The following is an 18,216-nucleotide window of genomic DNA, read 5'->3' on the forward strand; positions in this document are numbered from 1 at the left end:
GGTTGATGTATACAACCTTATCTATTGTCTGCCAGTTGACTGCCATCATCTCTACACCCATCGCACTAAGAAAGCTCTCATTTTCAGGACGGCGCAATAAAGACAATTCTTAAGGAAATTAAAAAAATTTTTTAGGTTTACTGGCAAGGCGCACAGTTGTCGCATCATGTTCGAATTCACGAAAGCGCTGAGTTAGGTTGCCAGCGGAAAGGCAGCGGTCAGTCCGAAAATAGCCGTGCGGCTTGAGGCGGGGCCGGGTATGGCAGGCATAGGGTGCGATCTGTTTTTGCTGGCGCAATAACCCGATCACAAAACCCTGTGCCTGTCTTTTTCTGGGGATTCCTCAGCCCTGTGGGCCACTGCTCTTCGCGAGCATTTTGCGGTAATTGTTCAGCCATTTGCCGCTGGTCAAACGCCACCAGAAACAGATACCGCGCACCGTCCAGTCGAGGAACATACCGAGCCAGACGCCAATCACCCCCATGCCCAGCACTATACCCAGCAGATAACCGGCCACCACGCGCGCGCCCCACATACTGAACATCGATACATACATGGTGTACCGTGCGTCGCGCGCGCCTTTTAGCCCGGCCGGCAGCACCCAGGAAGCGGTCCAGATAGGCATAAAGGCGGCATTCAGCCAGATCAGGTGTTTGGTTACCTCAATCACCTGCGGATCGCGGGTGTAGAATCGCGCCAGCGTGCCCGCCAGCGGCACAGTGATAAACGCCAGCGTACATAGCCCAATCATCGCCAGCCAGAATACGTGCTTGATCTGCCGCTCCGCCTGCATCACCTGATTTTTCCCTAAGCGCCTGCCGGTGATAATGGTCGACGCAGAACCCAGCGCGTTGCCCGGCAGGTTAATCAGCGTGGCGATGGAGAAGGCAATAAAATTACCGGCGATCTCATTGGTGCCCATGCCGGCGACAAAAATCTGCGTCAGCAGTTTGCCGCCGTTAAACAACACCGATTCGATACTGGCCGGTACGCCAATCCCCAGCACTTCCATCAGGATGTTGCGATCCCAGCGGCGGAAATAGCTGGCCAGCGTGATTTTCAGTGCCGGGCTGATGCCGCGATATAGCACGTAAATAGCCGCAGCGGCACCGATATAGCGTGAAATGGTTAATCCCAGCCCGGCGCCGACAAACCCCATCCCTTCCCAGCCGAGCGCACCGTAAATCAGCACGCTACTGATGATGATGTTCAGGATATTCATGCCGCCGTTGATCAGCATCGGAATTTTGGTGTTGCCGGCACCGCGCAACGCGCCGCTGCCTATCAGCGCAATCGCCGCCGCCGGATAGCTCCACGCGGAGGTTTGCAGATAGCTGAGCGCCAGTTCTTTTACCTGCGGCTCGGCGTTACCGGCGATCACGTCCACGATCAGATGCCCCCAGAACTCGATGGCGATCACCAGCACAAACGCCAGCACCGTCATCAGGCCCAGCGACTGCCGCGTCGCCGCACGCGCCCGCTTACCGTTGCGTTTGGCCAGGCTGAACGCCACCACCACCGTGGTACCGAGATCGATAGCGGCAAAAAAGGAGATGATCACCATGTTGAAGCTGTCGGCCAGCCCGACGCCTGCCATCGCCTCTTTGCCCAGCCAGCTCACCAGAAAGGTACTGAGAACCCCCATCAGCATCACGCACAGGTTCTCAATAAAGATGGGCACCGCCAGTGGGGTGATTTCACGCCACAACAGCGTGCGATAAGCACGGCGTTTGGGATACCACGCCGTGTTTCTGATCGCCCGCATTACTGCTACGCCAGGATTTTGCAAGGGAGTACCAAATCACTTTGGTTAAGAAGTAGAGTAATAATGATGATAGGCTGCTAACGATTATGCAAAGTGTTTCCCGTCACCATTTAATCATTATTACAAACTTTTCGCCGACTCCCCGCCCGCGCCGACGCTGCCGCCCAGATAGGCGCTGCGCACCTCTTCGTTATGCAACAGTTCGCTGCCGCTGCCGCTCAGACGAATTTCGCCATTGACCATCACATAACCGCGATCCGCCAGTTGCAGCGCGTGGCGCGCGTTCTGCTCCACCAGAAACAGCGTCATGCCCTGCTGCGTCAGCTCGCGCAGGATGCTGAAAATCTGCTTTACCACCAGCGGGGCCAGCCCGAGGCTGGGTTCATCCAGCAGCAGCAGACGCGGCCGGCTCATCAGCGCTCGGGCGATCGCCAGCATTTGCTGCTCGCCGCCGGAGAGTGTCATTGCCCGCTGTTTTCGCCGCTCCAGCAGGCGTGGAAACAGCGTGTACATGCGTTCTTTATCCTGCTTCATGTAGCGCTCGCCGATGGCGATGGTGCCCATCAGCAGGTTCTCTTCCACCGTCATATCCGGAAAGATGCGCCGTCCTTCCGGCGCCTGGGCAATACCGCTGGCGGCGATAAAATGGGTCGACCGCTGGCTAATGGGCTCTCCGCGCAGGCGAATTTCACCGCTGGCAATGCGCGGCTGACCAAAAATAGACATCAGCAGCGTGGATTTTCCTGCACCGTTGGCCCCAATCAGCGCCACGGTTTCCCCTTCCGCCACGGTCAGCGACACCTGCTTCAGCGCCTGCACCGGGCCGTAAAACACATCCACCTGTTCAAACGCCAGCATTGCTTCAGCCATGCTCGCTCTCCTCTTCCGCGCCGAGATAAGCGGCGATCACCTTCGCATCGTGTCGAATCTGCTGCGGCGTGCCCTGGGCGATCACGTCACCGTGATCCAGCACGACGATGTGATCGGAAATGCGCATCACCATCGGCATATCGTGTTCAATCAACAGCACGCTGATGCGATGATCGGCGCGCAGCTGGTGCAGAATCTGGCTCAGCGCCTCGGTTTCGACCGGATTAAGCCCCGCTGCGGGCTCATCCAGGCAGATCAGTTCCGGCCGGGTGCACATGGCGCGCGCAATCTCCAGCCGGCGCTGCTGGCCGTAAGAGAGCGTACCGGCCAGCCGGTTGGCACTGCTGACCAGATCAACACGCTCCAGCCAGTAAAAAGCGCGATCGAGCGCGCGACTCTCCGCTGCCCGATAGCCGCGGGTATTGAGGATGCCGGCCAGCAGCTGACGGTTGACCTGCATATGCTGCGCCACCAGCAGGTTTTCCACCACCGACATCTCGCGAAACAGGCGGATGTTCTGAAAGGTACGCGCCAGACCGGCGCGGTTGACCAGATGTGCGCCGCCAAACATCTTGTACCAGATGCGCGAGCCCAGCCGCGCCGGCCGCAGCCAGTCACCCGGCTGAATCTTCTGGCCCAGCACCTGAATCACATCGGTGCTGCGCTGATGGGCATTGAGCACAATGCGCCCGCCGCTGGCGCGATAAAATCCCGTCAGGCAGTTAAATACCGTGGTTTTGCCCGCGCCGTTGGGGCCAATCAGCGCGGTGACCGAGCCGCGCTCCACGCGCAGGCTGACATCATTCAGCGCTTTGATGCCGCCAAAGCGCATCATCAGGTTATCCACCTGCAGGATGGCATCACTCATGGCGTACTCCTTTTCTCAGCGGCACCCCGACGCGTGCGGTGCGCACCAGGCCGCGCGGACGCCAGATCATCATCAGCACCATCAACATGCCAAACAGCAGCACGCGGTACTCGGCAAAGCTGCGCAGCAGCTCGGGCGCCACCGTCAGCACAAACGCGGCCAGCACCACGCCGAGCGTCGAGCCCATCCCGCCCAGCACCACGATGGCCAGAATCAGCGCGGACTCAAAAAAGGTAAACGAGGTGGGATTAACGAACCCCTGATAGCTGGCGAAAAATACCCCTGCAATACCGGCGGTTGAGGCACCGAGCATGAAGGCCGACAGCTTCACCAGCACGTGATTCAGCCCCATAGCGCGACAGGCGATTTCATCTTCACGCAAAGCTTCCCACGCCCGGCCAATCGGCATGCGCGTCAGCCGGTGCTTGATAAACAGCACCAGCAGCACCACCAGCACCAGCACGACGTAGATAAAGATGAACTTCATGTTGGGGTTGTAATCGAGATGCAGAAACTGGTGGTACGGTATGCCGCCCTCTTTTGCCCGGCGGGCGAATTCAAGGCCGAGAAAGGTCGGTGACGGCACCGAGACGCCGTTCGGCCCCCCGGTGAACGACAACCAGTTATTCAGCACCAGCCGGATAATTTCACCGAAGCCGAGCGTGACGATAGCCAGATAGTCACCGTGCATGCGCAGCACCGGAAAGCCCAGCAGCGCACCGGCCAATGCCGCCAGCAGCGCAGCGATGGGGATCATGCTCCAGAAACCCAGCCCGAGATACTGATAGCCCAGCGCCAGCCCGTAGGCACCAATGGCGTAAAATGCCACATAGCCCAGATCGAGCAGCCCGGCGAGGCCGACCACGATATTGAGCCCGAGTCCCAGCAGCACATAGATCAGCCCGAGAATCGCCACCGTCAGCAGATACTTGCTGGAGAGAAACGGAAACGCCAGGGCCACAACCAGCAGCAGCGGTATTATACAGCGCAGGCGCGAGCGGTACCCGGGTTCACGCACGTATACGCCGTCATCGTTGCCCTCAAACTTGCGCAGAAAACGGCGCCCCACGGCGGTATGCAGAAACAGCCCCAGCAGCAAACGTCCTGCCATCACCACCGCCACCAGCAGCGCCACGCGCAGCGGCGACAGCGTAAAACTGTAGCCGCTGAGCACCACGCCCACTACCGGGCCGAACACCACCAGCGCGACGGCACCGGCCAGCAGCGTGTCGAGCAGCACCTGACGGATGCCGCTTGTTTGCGTCATTGCCTTCATTCTGGCTTCCTCACACTTTGGCGACCAGCGGCCGGCCCAGCAGTCCCTGCGGACGGAAGATTAAAATCACCACCAGCAGCGAAAACGAGAACACATCTTTGTAATCGGAGTTCACCAGCCCGGCGAACTGCGCCTCGGCCACGCCCAGCAGCAAACCGCCCAGCATCGCGCCGGGCAGCGAACCGATGCCCCCCAGCACCGCCGCGGTGAAGGCTTTGATGCCGATAATGAAGCCGGCGTAGAAATCAAACGTGCCGTAATTCATGGTAACCAGCACACCGGCCAGCCCGGCCATCGCCGCGCCGATGACAAACACCAGCGAAATCACCCGGTCGGTATTGATACCGAGAATCGACGCCATGCGCCGATCCTGCTGGACCGCACGGCAGATACGGCCCAGTTTGGTGTACTGGATAATCCAGGTCAGCAGCGCCATCCCGCACAGCGCCGCCACCAGGATAAACACTTTGGTCCAGGTGATTTGCACCACGCCGCCGTCGATCTCCATACGCAGCACGCCACTGAGCAAGGTGGGAATGCCCTGCTGATTCGGTCCCTGACTAAGCTGCACATAGTTTTGCAGAATCAGCGACATGCCAATGGCAGAGATCAGCGGTGCCAGTCGGGTGGAATTGCGCAGCGAGCGATAGGCAATGCGCTCAATGGCCCAGCCGTAAGCAGCGGTGACCACGATGGTGAACAACAGCGTGCCAAAGATCAGCAGTGGAAAGGAGTGAATGCCAAAGTAGCTGAGCAGCGCCAGCCCGATCGCACACAGATAAGCAGAGATCATGTACACCTCGCCGTGGGCGAAGTTAATCATGCCGATAATGCCGTAAACCATGGTGTAGCCGATGGCGATCAGCCCGTAGACCGCGCCCAGCGTCAGGCCGTTAATCAGCTGCTGTATAAAGAAGGCGTCCATATTGTCTCTCGCAGGTAGAAGGCGTGCACAGGACACGCTCAGATGCGAACGGCCCCGCTGCGCGCGGGGCCGCAGAGCGAATTACAGCTGGTGATATTTGCCTTTGTCATCCCATTGATAGACCACGTAATCCGAGACTTTCAGGTCGCCTTTTTCGTCCCACGCCTTCTTGCCCATCACGGTGTCAACGCTGTTGGCCTTCAGCCAGTCGCTGGCTTTGACATTGTCTTTACCTGCCGCTTTGTAGGCGGCGGCCAGAGCCTGAATGGAGGCGTAGGCGTAGAGCGTATACCCTTCTGGCTCAAAACCGCTGGCGCGGAATTTTTCAATCACCGCTTTGCCATCCGCGATGGTGCGCGGGTCATTGCCGAAGGTCATGTACACGCCTTTAGTGAACTGCGGACCGCCGGCGGCAGTCACCAGTTCTTCCGTCACGATGCAGTCGCCGGAGAAGAAAGCCGCATTGACGCCCTGCTCACGCATCTGCCGCACCAGCGGACCCGCCTCCGGATGACAGCCACCGAAATAGACCACATCCGGTTTCACCGCGCCGATTTTGGTGACCAGCGCGTTAAAGTCTTTTTCACCGCGCGACAGCCCCTCATACAGCACTTCTTTCACGCCGCGTTTCTCCAGCGCCGCTTTGGTGGCATCCGCCAGCCCCTGACCGTAAGTATCTTTATCGTGGATCACCGCCACTTTCTTCGCTTTCAACGTATCGAGAATATAGTTCGCGGCGATAGTTCCCTGCTGGTCATCACGCCCGCACATGCGGAACAGGGTTTTCATGCCGCGCTCGGTGATTTGTGGATTGGTTGAACCGGGCGTAATCGCCAGTACGCCCGCCTCGTCATACACCTCTGAGGCTGGCATGGTCGAGGATGAGCAGAAATGGCCCACCACCGCCATCACTTTGTCCTGATCCACCAGCCGGTTGGCAACGGCCACCGCCTGCTTGGGTTCGCAGGCGTCATCGCCCTGCACCAGCACAATTTTTTCACCGTTTATGCCGCCCGCAGCGTTAATGTCCGCCGCGGCCTGGCTGGCGCCCTTCCAGTATTGCGTACCGTACGTAGCATTCGGTCCGGTAAACGGACCGGCCACGCCAATCTTTATGTCAGCCTGCGCGTAGAACGCCATGCTTAAACAACCTGCCATCACCACCTTCAATGGGTGTTTTATGAATTTCAAAGACATGCTTTCAATCCTCAACGGGTCAGGAACGGAGCCATACCACGGCCTGGGAGAAATCAATCTGAAACACTTCGAGAGCAGTGTGGTCAGCGCGACCACGGTTGAAATTTAAGCAAAAAGCTCGCCAGAGAAGACAATCGGTGACAATTTTTTTGCAGCGGCATCGCAGCCGGGCGGAAAACGTGCGATGTGGCCTCCCTGCACCTGATAAACATAGCCAGCCTTTTGCCGCCTACCAGCACCGTGATGGTGCAGAATGCGGTCGATCACAGATTCTTCATCGTGATGAGAGGTTTATCCGCTATGCTCTGGTCAAATCGGTCCAACTTGCTGAAGGAGAATCTATGAATACGCAACGGAACGGATTGACCACTGAACAGGCGCTGGATCAACTGGAGCGTCTGTATGACGACGCGGTTGAAGCGCTGCGCAACGCCATTCGCACGTTCACTGCCAGCGGCACACTGCCGGACGCCGGGCTGCGCCAGCAGGGGCTGTTTGTCTATCCGGAGCTGCGCATCACCTGGCAGGGTGAAGGTCCGCAGCAAAATCGCACCCGCGCCTGGGGACGTTTTACCCACACCGGTCGCTACAGCACCACCATCACGCGCCCGGCGCTGCTGCGACACTATCTCAGCGAACAGCTGCAGATGATCGAAAAAGAGTACGACGTGCTGATTGAGGTGGGTCCGTCACAGCAGGAAATCCCTTATCCCTATGTGATTGATGGCTCCGACCTGTCGCTGGACCGCTCCATGAGCGCCAGTATTGCGCGCCATTTCCCGACGACCGAGTTGTCGCAGATTGGCGATGAAACCGCTGATGGCCTGTTCAATGCCGACGCGCTGTTCCCGCTGTCGCATTTCGACGCGCTGCGCACCGATTTCTCCCTGGCGCGCCTGCGTCACTACACCGGCACCGCGGTAGAACACTTCCAGCCGTTTGTGCTGTTCACCAACTACACGCGCTACGTCGATGAGTTCGTGCGCTGGGCGATTGAGCAGGTGCAGGATCCCAGCACGCCGTACGACAGTCTCGCCTGCGCCGGCGATGTGGTGATCACGGCGGAAACGCAGGACCCAACGGCGATGATGTCGGATCTGGCGTGGAAAAAGCATCAGATGCCCGCCTGGCATTTAACCTCGCCCAATCGTCGCGGCATCACGCTGGTGAATATTGGCGTCGGTCCGTCGAACGCCAAAACCATCTGCGACCACCTCGCGGTGGTGCGCCCACATGCGTGGCTGATGATTGGTCACTGCGGTGGCCTGCGTGAAAGCCAGAGCATCGGCGATTACGTGCTGGCGCACGCCTATCTGCGTGACGACCACGTGCTGGACAGCGTATTACCACCGGATATCCCGATCCCGAGCATCGCGGAGGTGCAGCGTGCCCTGTACGACGCCACCAAAGCGGTCAGCGGTATGCCCGGCGAAGAGGTGAAGCAGCGCCTGCGTACCGGTACGGTCGTCACCACAGACGACCGCAACTGGGAGCTGCGCTACTCCGCATCTGCGTTACGCTTCAACCTGAGCCGCGCGGTGGCGGTGGATATGGAGAGCGCCACCATTGCCGCACAGGGCTATCGTTTCCGCGTACCGTACGGCACCCTGCTGTGCGTCTCGGATAAACCGCTGCACGGTGAGATCAAGCTGCCCGGCCAGGCCAACCGTTTCTATGAGGGCGCGATCTCGGAACATCTGCAGATTGGCATCTGCGCGGTTGAGCTGCTGCGCGCCGAGGGTGACAAACTGCACTCCAGAAAACTACGTACCTTCAACGAACCGCCCTTCCGCTAAACCCGCTGTTCCGGCCCATGGACGGGCCGGATTTCTGCTGGCAACCTTAAATTTTCAGCACCGCCACTTTTACAAACCATGCCAGTACGGCGAGGATAGCCGGCAACATGAGGGTCCAGATCAGTCTGTCATTTAACCGTTCGAACTTTTTATCGATACGCTTCTCCACCTGACCGATCTCATTCATCAGTTGATTGCACATCAGCCCCTGTTCGGTACGCACGCGTTCCACGTCCGCTCTGGTGGCAAGGTTTTCAGAACGCGCGGTCAGGACCGCGACATCCTGCTGTAACAGGTGGGTGGTGTTCGCCAGCTGTTCCACGTGTTGGGTTAATCGTACCATTAGCGGTGCTCCCTGATTTCTTAACGCCAGAAGGCGAGGCGGCAACCGATGCGACAGCGTGCAAACGGGATAATCCATTATCTTGTCCTTCTTCAGCAACCTTGTGTCATCGCCTCACTACACCGCTATTTAAGCAGAGCGGCAGCGATTAAACATTCCACGATCCCGCCACTGCAGGCAAAAAATTTGCGCATGGCAGAATTTACGGAGAGACAGTAAACAACAGGCCTGAAAGTGAAAAGTGGCGACGGGCAGGCATTGCGAGACATCACGCAAACAATCATTACGCGAATGTAACAACTTACACGGAAGCCCGGGTGGGCTTCCGTTACACAGCATCAGGCACTCAGCCAGCCGAGTTTAATCACAAACAGAATCGACAGAATCACCAGCGCCGCATTGACCTCTTTGGTGCGGCCACTCAGCAGTTTCACCACCGTCCAGGTAATAAAACCAAAGGCGATACCGTTGGCGATCGAGTATGTCAACGGCATGGTCAGCGCGGTCACGGTGACCGGTGCCGCCGTGGTGACATCTTTCCAGTCAATTTCTGCCAGACCGGAGGCCATCAGCACCGCGACGAACAGCAGCGCTGGCGCCGTGGCGTAGACCGGCACGCTACCCGCCAGTGGCGAGAAGAACAGGCTGAGCAGGAACAGAATGGCGACCACAATCGCCGTCAGACCGGTACGGCCGCCGGCGCTGACGCCCGCAGCGGACTCCACATAGCTGGTGGTGGTTGAGGTACCCAGCAGTGAACCGAACAGCGCAGCGGCGCTGTCGGCGATCAGCGCACGGCCCATTTTCGGCACGTTGCCCTGCTCATCGGCCAGACCGGCGCGTTTCGTCACGCCCAGCAGCGTGCCGGTGTTATCAAACACGTCGACAAACAGGAACGCAAAGATCACGCTCACCAGGCCAACGTTGAACGCGCCGGCGATATCCAGCTGCATAAAGGTCGGCGCAATCGACGGCGGCGCAGAGAACACGCCCGCGAACGGTGTCAGGCCAATGCCCATCGAGATAAAGGTAACAACCAGAATGCCGATCAGTACGGCGCCGGTCACGCGACGCGCTTCCAGCACCACAATGATAAAGAAGCCCAGCAGCGCCAGCAGCGGACCCGGTTTGGTCAGGTCGCCCAGACCGACCAGCGTAGCCGGGTTATCCACCACGATGCCCGCCCCTTCCAGCGCAATCAGTGCGAGGAACAGGCCAATGCCTGCCGCAATCCCGGCACGCAGCGGCAGCGGAATGCTGGCAATAATCCATTCGCGAATTTTAAAAATCGACAGTGCAAAGAAGATCACCGCCGAGAGGAACACCGCACCCAGCGCGATCTGCCAGGTGTAGCCCATATGCAACACCACGGTGTAGGTGAAGAAGGCGTTCAGGCCCATGCCCGGTGCCAGCGCGATCGGATAGTTGGCGATCAGGCCCATCAGAATCGAACCGATGGCTGCAGCCAGACAGGTGGCGACAAACACCGAGCCTTTATCCATACCGGTCGCACCCAGGATGCTGGGGTTCACAAACAGGATGTAGGCCATTGCCAGAAAGGTCGTAATACCGGCAATGATTTCGGTGCGCACCGTGGTGTGGTGTGCTTTTAACTTAAAAAGTTTTTCTAACATCATCATCTCTCATCAGCGGAGACGGCCCGCAGGCCTGCTCTCTCTTGCCAAGGCGTTTTCCCGCTATTCCGCGCGTGGTGGCTAAGCTGACGCGGAAAAAGTGAGGAAAATTATTTTTTTATGCCGGCGTTTTGCCACCGCTGGCAGCAGAACGTCGTGTGCTATCCCCTGTCCACATAGCAATTGCTATGCCACTCCCTGACGCAATCGTTTCCGTTTCAGCGTGCCGTTGCGGCTAAGAAAATTCTGAACCAGAACGAGGCGCGATTATGGTGCATTGCACCACCTGCGCGCAAACGTTTTCCCGCCGTGCGCAGCCGGGGGTGAAATATTGCGGTAACGCACGCTTTCACACTCTGCCAGGCGATGGCGCTCACGTTTCTGCTGCGCGTTTCAGCAGCTTAAAAACGCCGGGTTACACTGCGTTTAACCCTTTCGCAACAAAAGAGGCAGTGCAATGAAGCCCGCGATTCTGGTCGTTGATGATGATCGTGCCATCTGCGAATTGCTGCACGATGTGCTGAGCGAACATGTGTTTACCGTTTATAGCTGTCATCAGGGGCGCGACGCCCTGGCGCTGCTGGCGCAGCATCCGGAAATCTCCCTGGTGATGCTGGATATGATGCTGCCCGATACCAACGGCCTGCTGGTATTACAGCAGATGCAGCGTCAGCGCCCTGAGCTGCTGGTGATCATGCTGACCGGCATGGGATCGGAAGCCGATATGGTGGTTGGGCTGGAGATGGGCGCCGACGACTATATTGCCAAACCCTTTAATCCCCGCGTGGTGGTGGCGCGGGCCCGTGCGGCGCTGCGGCGCTGCGGGCGACTGGCGCAGCCGGAAACGGTGATTGATGAGGGCTGGCAGTTTAATGGCTGGCGACTGGATGATGTGCGTTGTCAGCTGTTCAATCCACAGCGTGAAAGCGTACCGCTCACCCAGGGCGAATACAGCCTGCTGCGCGCGCTGGTCGGCCACGCGCGTAAGGTCCTGACGCGCGATCAGCTGCTGGAGCTTACCCACAGCGAGAGCCTCGACGTGTTCGATCGCACCATTGATGTGCTGATCATGCGCCTCAGACGCAAAATCGAGGCTAATCCGCATCAGCCGATCCTGATCCGCACCATTCGCGGACTGGGCTATGTTTTTTCCGCCGATGTGATGCGCCCCCCGTCCGCCGCGACGCGCGAAACGCAAATCGCCTGATTCATCCAGCACTGCATCTCGCTCAGTGGCCGGATGCCGTCCAGCGCGTTGGCCGCATGCAGATTAAAGCTGGCGCAGGTATGGGCCAGCTTTAATGTCTGCTGAAGGCTGTAGTTCTGATGGCTGGCGTAGAGCACGCCGGCGCAGAAGGCATCGCCCGCCCCAACGCTGCCGACAATCTCTTCTGCCGCTAAGCACCAGGCGGGCTGCCACAGGCCGTCGCCCGCTGGCTGCTGGCCCCAGGCGCCTTCCGGTGCATGAATCACCACGCGCTGGCGCACACCCTGCGCCAGCAGCCAGCGTGCCGCCGCAGCAAACGCCGCCGGTGACGCCAGCGTGCCACTGCTGCGCAGCTCGATGCCGGTGAGCGCCTGCGCTTCCAGTTCGTTAATCACCAGATAATCGAGCCAGCGCAGTGCCGGCTTCACCAGCGCCTGATACTCGCCGGCGCGCGAAACCAGATCGAGCGAGGTGAGATAGCCGCGCTGCTGCATCTCCGCCAGCAGCCGGGCACTGCGGGTACCGTACTGCGCATCGGGCTGGTCGAGCTTATCCAGTAACAGCAGATAGCCGAGGTGGAAGATGCGGTGCGCGGTGGCGAGGTGAGCGAAGTGCGCCACATCGAGCTGCGCATTGGCCCCGCGCGCATGAAAAAAGGTGCGCTGACCGTCCGGCGCGGTCATCACCTGCGTCATCGCCGTGGCTGCCGCACCGGTGCGCTGTACGTGCTGACGATCCACATGATGTTCATCCAGCAGCTGCAGCAGGTAATCGCCGTCGCTGTCCTCGCCCAGCATCCCCACGGCGGCCAGCGGCAGACCGACCTGCATGCGCGCCAGGGTAAACAGTACATTCAGCGCCGCACCGCCGCTGCATTTCTCGCTGTGGCTAATCTCGGCCAGCCAGCCCTGTTCTGGCCAGTGGCTGATACGCTGCACGTGATCCACCAGCATATTACCCGCCGCCAGAATGCCGTTGCGTGCTGCCATGTCAGGCCCTCCCGGCGCTGCCAAACACCTGCATCTGCTGGGCCACAACGCTGGCGATGTCGCGTTCAACCGCCATTAACAGTTCGGCGAACGAGTCGTAGCGCGCGTCGCGCTGGGTGATTTGCGTTTCAATCGCCCCGAGCGCCGCCTGCGACATACCGGTGTAGAAGTTGATTTTGTGGATGCCGAGGCTGATGGCGCGGCGGAAATCAGCGTCGCTGATGCCGGAACCGCCGTGCAGTACCAGCGGAATGCCGGCCGCTGCGCGAATCGCCGCCAGACGGTCAAAATCAAGCTTTGGCTCGCCTTTGTATTTGCCGTGCGCGTTGCCGATGGCCACTGCGAGGCAGTCGATGCCGGTTGCCTGGACAAATTCCGCCGCCAGCGCCGGGTCGGTGAATTTATTGCTGTCCGCTTCGCCAAACAGCGCGCCACCCTCATCGCCGCCCACGGCGCCCAGCTCAGCCTCGACCGAAATGCCCAGCGCGTGGCACATCTTCACCACTTCCCGCGTCTGGCGAATGTTCTCGTCATAGCTCAGGGTTGAACCATCGAACATTACCGAGGTGAAGCCGAGGCGAATCGCCTGCATCACCGCATCAAAATGCAGGCCGTGATCGAGGTTGAGCACCACCGGGATGGCGTGCAGCGCCGCTTCGGCACGGATAGCGGCGATCAACGGTTCCAGGCTGACGTATTTAAAATGCACCTCGGCAATGTTGATGATAAACGGCGAACGCTGCTGCTCCGCCGCATGGAACAGCGCGCGCAGAAAGTGGGTATCGAGAACGTTGAACGCGCCGAGCGCGTAACCGTGCTGCTGCGCATGGGCGAGGCCCTGCGCCAGAGAGATCAGTGCCATGGAACACTCCTGTTATGCCAGCCAGCGGTGATATTCGTTACACAGCAGCCAGCGCGGCGCTTCATCCTCATCAATCGGATTAAAGCGCGCCAGCGGGGTAAGAAAGACGTTGTCGTGCTCATCGTCATTGGGCATGGAGACTTCGCCCACCAGCACATCGCCGTAGCCGGTTTCGCCCCAGAAGCTGTGCCAGACACCGGGCAGTAACGTGACGCTCTCGCCGGGTGACAGCCGCAGCTGGGAACCGGCGGCATGGGTCTGGCAGATGCCATCCAGCGTGACCTGTACCGGCGAATCCGCCAGCCGATCGCCGTCGCGATTGTGTAGCGTGACAATCAGGTTGCCACCGCCGCGGTTGATAATGTCTTCCATTTTTTGCGGATGATAATGCATCGGCGTCACCTGCCCTTCGCGCACGTGCATGATCTTCTCCGCATACGGTTTGCCCCACGGCTGTCCGCCGCGTGAACCGTTGCGCAGGGTAAACAGCGTCAGGCCGGTCTGGCTGAAATCATCGGCACCAAAACTGGTGACATCCCAGCCGAGGTGCAGCGCCAGCAGTTCGGCAGCGGCTGAGGTGTCCAGCGCGCGCCACTGGCTGAGACCGTAATCGGCCCACGGCGGCAGATGCACATCCTGCCGCAGAAAGAATTCGCGGGTCAGTTGCAAAATAGCGTTAACTTCGGAACGTTGCATAGCTGCGTCTCCGGCGGACGTCGCGGCGCGCAAGGTGCACCGCGACGCCCGTGTGGCTTATTTCACCGTCCAGCCTTTGTAGCTGCTGACATTGTTACGATCGATCAGCGTTACCGGAATCAGCACCGGCTTATCCGGCGCTGGCTTGCCCTGCAGGATGTCATAGCCAATCTCAACCGCTTTGGCCGCCATCACCTGCGGATCCTGGGCTGGTGTCGCGACAAACAGCGAGCCTTTGCGCTTCAGCGCCTCTTCGCCGTCTGGCGATCCATCGACGCCGACGATAAAGAACTCGTTACGCTGCGCCTGTTTCGCCGCCAGATCGGCACCGATAGCGGTAGGATCGTTGATGGCGAACACGGCATCAATCTTCGGATTGGCCGACAGCAGGCCGGTCATCACTTCCAGTCCGCCTTCGCGACTGCCTTTGGCGTTCTGGTTGTAAGAGAGCAGTTTGATGTCCGGGTGGGTTTTCAGCTCATTCATGCAGCCTTCCACGCGGTTCTGCACCGCTGACACCGGTGGTCCGTTGATGATGACCACGTTGCCTTTGGCTTTCAGGCGGTCGGAGATGTATTTACAGGCCATGGCCCCGGCCTGGGTGTTGTCAGAGGTGATGGTGGCATTGGCACCGTCCGCAGCCACGTCCACCGCCACTACCACGATGCCGGCATCACGCGCACGCTTCACCGCCGGCGCGATGCCTTTGGAGTCGGCGGCGTTGAGGATGATCATGTCCACTTTAGCGGCAATGAAGTTGTCAATCTGCGCTACCTGCTGGCCAAGATCATAGCCGCTGGAGACCAGCGTCACGTTGACCTTATCGCCCGCCAGCTGACGCGCCTTGAGCTCCGCCCCTTTGGTGATCTGGACGAAGAACGGGTTAGCCAGATCGCCCACCGTCACGCCGATGGATTTCAGTTCTTTGGCCTGCACAAATGGCGCACTGAACAGCGTCGCGGCCAGCAGTCCGGTGATAATCGGATTAAAACGCATAGTCGATGTTCTCCTGCTTTTTTGGTTTTATGCCCTGATTGCCTTTGCCTTTGCCCTCACCCTAACCCTCTCCCGCGTGCGGGAGAGGGAACCGTTCTGCATAGTTTTCAGGTGAAGCTCTCGTTTTCCAGATCTTCGCTCCGGGCTGCCCCCTCTCCCGCGAGCGAGAGAGGGAACCGTTCTGCGTGGTGTTCAGGTGAAGCACTTGTTTTCTAAATCTTCTCTCCGGACAGCCCCCTCTCCCGCAAGCGGGAGAGGGTTGGGGTGAGGGCCAGGGCCAGCGGCCGCCCCTCACCCCACGTGATGCCGCGTACGGTACTTATCGATCAGCACCGCAATGATGATCACCCCGCCCTTAATCACCAGTTGCCAGAAGTACGACACGCCCATCAGCGTCATGCCGTTGTTCAGCGTGGCGATAATCAGCGCGCCAATCAGCGTGCCGGTAATCGTGCCAATGCCGCCGACAAAGCTGGTCCCGCCAAGAATCACCGCGGCGATCGCGTCCAGCTCATAGCCCACGCCAAGGTTGCCGTTAGCGCTGTACAAGCGCGATGCGCTCATCAGGCCACCCAGCCCGGACAGCAGGCCGCTCATGGCGTAGACAAACACCAGCACCGCGCCGACTTTAATACCGGTGAGGCGCGCTGCCTGCATGTTGCCGCCCACCGCATAGATGTGCACGCCAAGCGTGGTGCGGCGCAAAATAAACCAGCACAGCGCAATCACCGCAAAGGCAATGATGATCAGCCACGGGATCGGGCCGAGATAACCGTTGCCTATCCACTCAAAGTTGATATCCGAATTGATCACCGTGGTGCCGTTAGCCAGCAGATAGGCCGCCCCGCGCAGCGCGGTATAGGTGCCCAGCGTGACGATAAACGGCGGCAGGCCCGCCCAGGCGACCAGAATGCCGTTGAACAGCCCCATGATCAGCCCGGCTCCGAGCGCGGCCGGGATGGTCAGCCCGGCAAACGCCGGATCGAGCGACACCACCATCGCCACCACCGCCGTGGTACCCAGCATTGAGCCAACCGACAGGTCAATGCCGCCGGTGAGAATGACAAACGTCATGCCCGCCGCCAGCACAATGTTGATGGAGGCCTGACGCGTGATATTCAGCAGGTTAGCTTCGGTAAAAAAGTTCGGGGCGACAAAGCCAAATACCGCCACGATCAGGATCAGAATCGGCAAGATACCCACGGTTTGCAGCAGGTCACTCATCAACGCACGTTTTAGCGTTGGACTTTTTACGCGTGCGGTTTCACTGGTCATTCCCGTCTCCTCAGGCCTGGACCGGCTGCGCGCCGGTGGCCAGTGTCATTATGTTTTCCTGGCTAATCTGCTCGCCGCTCAGCTCGCCGGCGATGGTGCCTTCGCGCATCACGTATACGCGGTCGCTCATGCCCACCACTTCCGGCAGCTCGCTGGAGATCATCAAAATTGCCACGCCCTGCTGCGCCATCTGGTTCATCATGCGGTAGATTTCACTCTTGGCACCGACATCTACGCCGCGCGTCGGCTCATCCAGAATCAGGATGCGGGGGGCTATCGATACCCAGCGCGAAATCAGCAGCTTCTGCTGGTTGCCGCCGGATAAGCCGCCGGCGCGCACCTGGGCGTGCGGCACGCGGATATTCAGCGATTGAATCGCCTCGCTGGCGATCTTCTGCCCTTTGCGCCGGTTAAGCAGGCCGAAGCTGGCATCGCGCTCAAGCGTGGCCATCACGATGTTTTCCTGCGCCGCCAGTTCCAGAAACAGCCCCTGCTCTTTGCGGTTTTCGGTCAGGAAACCGATGCCGCGCGCAATGGCGTCTCGCGGCGAGTTAATCTGCACTTTTTCACCGTCGATCCAGATTTCCCCGCCGGCTGGCTGATGCACACCAAAAATCAGCTGCGCCAGCTCGCTGCGGCCGGCACCGACCAGCCCGGCCAGCCCGACAATCTCCCCGGCGCGCACCGCGAGGCTGCTGGGATGCACTTTGCGGTTGTCGGTCAGATGATTTACCGCCAGGCGAATTTCGCCGAAGCTAATGGCGCGATCTTTGTTGAACAGATCGCTGAGCGGACGGCCAACCATCATGCGCACCAGTTCGCTGGCGTTCAGCTGTTCGCGCGTCAGGCTGCCGACGTACTGCCCGTCGCGCAGCACGCTGACGCGATCGGAGAGCTCATACACTTCTGCCATGCGGTGGCTGATGTAGATGATCGCCATGCCTTCGCTGCGCAGGCGTTTGATTAGTGCAAACAGCTGTTCGGTTTCGCGATTCGAGAGCGCAGCGGTGGGTTCGTCCATCACCAGGATGCGGCTGTTGCGATGCAGCGCGCGGGCAATTTCCACCTGCTGCTGTTCAGCGATGCTCAGGCGGCTCACCAGATCGGTGGCGCTGAACTGCGCGCCAAGGCGGTTAATCACCTGCTGCGCTTCTTCCGCCATCTGGCGACGCTTCACCAGCCCGCCACGGGAAATCTCACTGCCGAGAAAGATGTTTTCCGCCACCGTCAGATTCGGCGCCAGGTTGATTTCCTGATAAATCAGGGTGATCCCTGCCGCCAGCGCCTCTTTCGGGCCCCGGATGGCGTAGGGTTGACCATCGATAAGAATTTCCCCGCTGCTGGCGGTATACGCGCCGGCCAGAATCTTCATTAAGGTACTTTTACCGGCACCGTTTTCGCCCATCAGCGCGTGCACTTCACCCGGCCAGACGGTCAGGTCGACGCCTTTCAGCGCATAGAAGCTGCCGAAGCGCCGGGTAATTGCCCGCATTTCTAATATCGGTGTCGCCGCCATC

The 18,216-nt window shown here is 59.5% G+C and carries 17 protein-coding genes; 2 read left to right on the plus strand and 15 right to left on the minus strand.

Annotated features, from left to right (window positions below):
• Positions 1-343: 343 nt before the first annotated feature.
• The 7 genes from QMM04_RS06160 to QMM04_RS06190 all read right to left on the minus strand — a co-directional run bounded on the left by QMM04_RS06160 (position 344) and on the right by QMM04_RS06190 (position 7,168).
• Positions 344-1,765, minus strand: coding sequence for an EmmdR/YeeO family multidrug/toxin efflux MATE transporter (locus QMM04_RS06160; RefSeq protein WP_058781328.1), 1,422 nt, complete (start codon positions 1,763-1,765; stop codon positions 344-346).
• A gap of 120 nt (positions 1,766-1,885) precedes the next feature.
• The gene (locus QMM04_RS06165; RefSeq protein ID WP_058757363.1) at positions 1,886-2,635 is read right to left on the minus strand and encodes an ABC transporter ATP-binding protein; all 750 of its coding nucleotides are present in this window, start codon (positions 2,633-2,635) and stop codon (positions 1,886-1,888) included.
• Complete coding sequence (locus tag QMM04_RS06170) at positions 2,628-3,503, minus strand: ATP-binding cassette domain-containing protein (protein WP_021509824.1); 876 nt, start codon at positions 3,501-3,503, stop codon at positions 2,628-2,630. Before QMM04_RS06170 ends, QMM04_RS06165 begins: the two co-directional genes overlap by 8 nt.
• Positions 3,496-4,779 (minus strand): high-affinity branched-chain amino acid ABC transporter permease LivM, encoded by a 1,284-nt coding sequence (gene livM / locus QMM04_RS06175; RefSeq protein WP_282995831.1) that lies wholly within the window; start codon positions 4,777-4,779, stop codon positions 3,496-3,498. Before livM ends, QMM04_RS06170 begins: the two co-directional genes overlap by 8 nt.
• 10 nt (positions 4,780-4,789) lie before the next feature.
• On the minus strand, positions 4,790-5,704 hold the full coding sequence (locus QMM04_RS06180; protein WP_282995832.1) for a branched-chain amino acid ABC transporter permease LivH: 915 nt from the start codon (positions 5,702-5,704) through the stop codon (positions 4,790-4,792).
• A gap of 81 nt (positions 5,705-5,785) precedes the next feature.
• Positions 5,786-6,844 (minus strand): branched-chain amino acid ABC transporter substrate-binding protein, encoded by a 1,059-nt coding sequence (locus tag QMM04_RS06185; protein WP_185749265.1) that lies wholly within the window; start codon positions 6,842-6,844, stop codon positions 5,786-5,788.
• 162 nt (positions 6,845-7,006) lie between these two features.
• A complete protein-coding gene (locus QMM04_RS06190) occupies positions 7,007-7,168 on the minus strand; it encodes a hypothetical protein (RefSeq protein WP_155519940.1) in 162 nt (53 codons plus the stop codon).
• Positions 7,169-7,242: 74 nt separating this feature from the next.
• Between QMM04_RS06190 and QMM04_RS06195 the strand changes: the two genes are divergently transcribed.
• A complete protein-coding gene (locus QMM04_RS06195; RefSeq protein WP_021509819.1) occupies positions 7,243-8,697 on the plus strand; it encodes an AMP nucleosidase in 1,455 nt (484 codons plus the stop codon).
• 46 nt (positions 8,698-8,743) lie between these two features.
• On the opposite strand, the gene QMM04_RS06200 is transcribed toward QMM04_RS06195, so the two are convergent.
• Together QMM04_RS06200 and QMM04_RS06205 are read right to left on the minus strand one after the other, a co-directional pair.
• A complete protein-coding gene (locus QMM04_RS06200) occupies positions 8,744-9,040 on the minus strand; it encodes a hypothetical protein (RefSeq protein WP_262257687.1) in 297 nt (98 codons plus the stop codon).
• 338 nt (positions 9,041-9,378) lie between these two features.
• Positions 9,379-10,677, minus strand: a complete 1,299-nt coding sequence (locus QMM04_RS06205; RefSeq protein WP_021509817.1) for an NCS2 family permease — start codon at positions 10,675-10,677, stop codon at positions 9,379-9,381.
• A gap of 454 nt (positions 10,678-11,131) precedes the next feature.
• Between QMM04_RS06205 and QMM04_RS06210 the strand changes: the two genes are divergently transcribed.
• Positions 11,132-11,881: a response regulator transcription factor gene (locus QMM04_RS06210; protein ID WP_282995833.1), complete on the plus strand. Its 750-nt coding sequence runs from the start codon at positions 11,132-11,134 to the stop codon at positions 11,879-11,881.
• On the opposite strand, the gene QMM04_RS06215 is transcribed toward QMM04_RS06210, so the two are convergent.
• From QMM04_RS06215 to QMM04_RS06240, 6 genes are all read right to left on the minus strand, one after another.
• On the minus strand, positions 11,815-12,870 hold the full coding sequence (locus tag QMM04_RS06215; protein ID WP_282995834.1) for a carbohydrate kinase family protein: 1,056 nt from the start codon (positions 12,868-12,870) through the stop codon (positions 11,815-11,817). The two genes, QMM04_RS06210 and QMM04_RS06215, sit on opposite strands and share 67 nt — an antisense overlap.
• Position 12,871: 1 nt before the next feature.
• On the minus strand, positions 12,872-13,732 hold the full coding sequence (locus QMM04_RS06220; protein ID WP_058757359.1) for a ketose 1,6-bisphosphate aldolase: 861 nt from the start codon (positions 13,730-13,732) through the stop codon (positions 12,872-12,874).
• Between the two features lie 12 nt (positions 13,733-13,744).
• Positions 13,745-14,428, minus strand: a complete 684-nt coding sequence (locus QMM04_RS06225; RefSeq protein ID WP_021509813.1) for a D-lyxose/D-mannose family sugar isomerase — start codon at positions 14,426-14,428, stop codon at positions 13,745-13,747.
• A gap of 57 nt (positions 14,429-14,485) precedes the next feature.
• Entirely contained in the window at positions 14,486-15,424 is a 939-nt protein-coding gene (locus QMM04_RS06230) for an ABC transporter substrate-binding protein (protein ID WP_021509812.1), read from the minus strand.
• 291 nt (positions 15,425-15,715) lie between these two features.
• The gene (locus QMM04_RS06235; RefSeq protein ID WP_021509811.1) at positions 15,716-16,699 is read right to left on the minus strand and encodes a COG4158 family protein; all 984 of its coding nucleotides are present in this window, start codon (positions 16,697-16,699) and stop codon (positions 15,716-15,718) included.
• A 10-nt stretch (positions 16,700-16,709) separates the two neighbouring features.
• On the minus strand, positions 16,710-18,215 hold the full coding sequence (locus tag QMM04_RS06240) for a sugar ABC transporter ATP-binding protein (RefSeq protein ID WP_282995835.1): 1,506 nt from the start codon (positions 18,213-18,215) through the stop codon (positions 16,710-16,712).
• Position 18,216: the final 1 nt, after the last annotated feature.

The sequence above is a fragment of the Pantoea sp. Pa-EAmG genome (assembly GCF_030024295.1).
GTDB lineage: Bacteria > Pseudomonadota > Gammaproteobacteria > Enterobacterales > Enterobacteriaceae > Pantoea > Pantoea dispersa.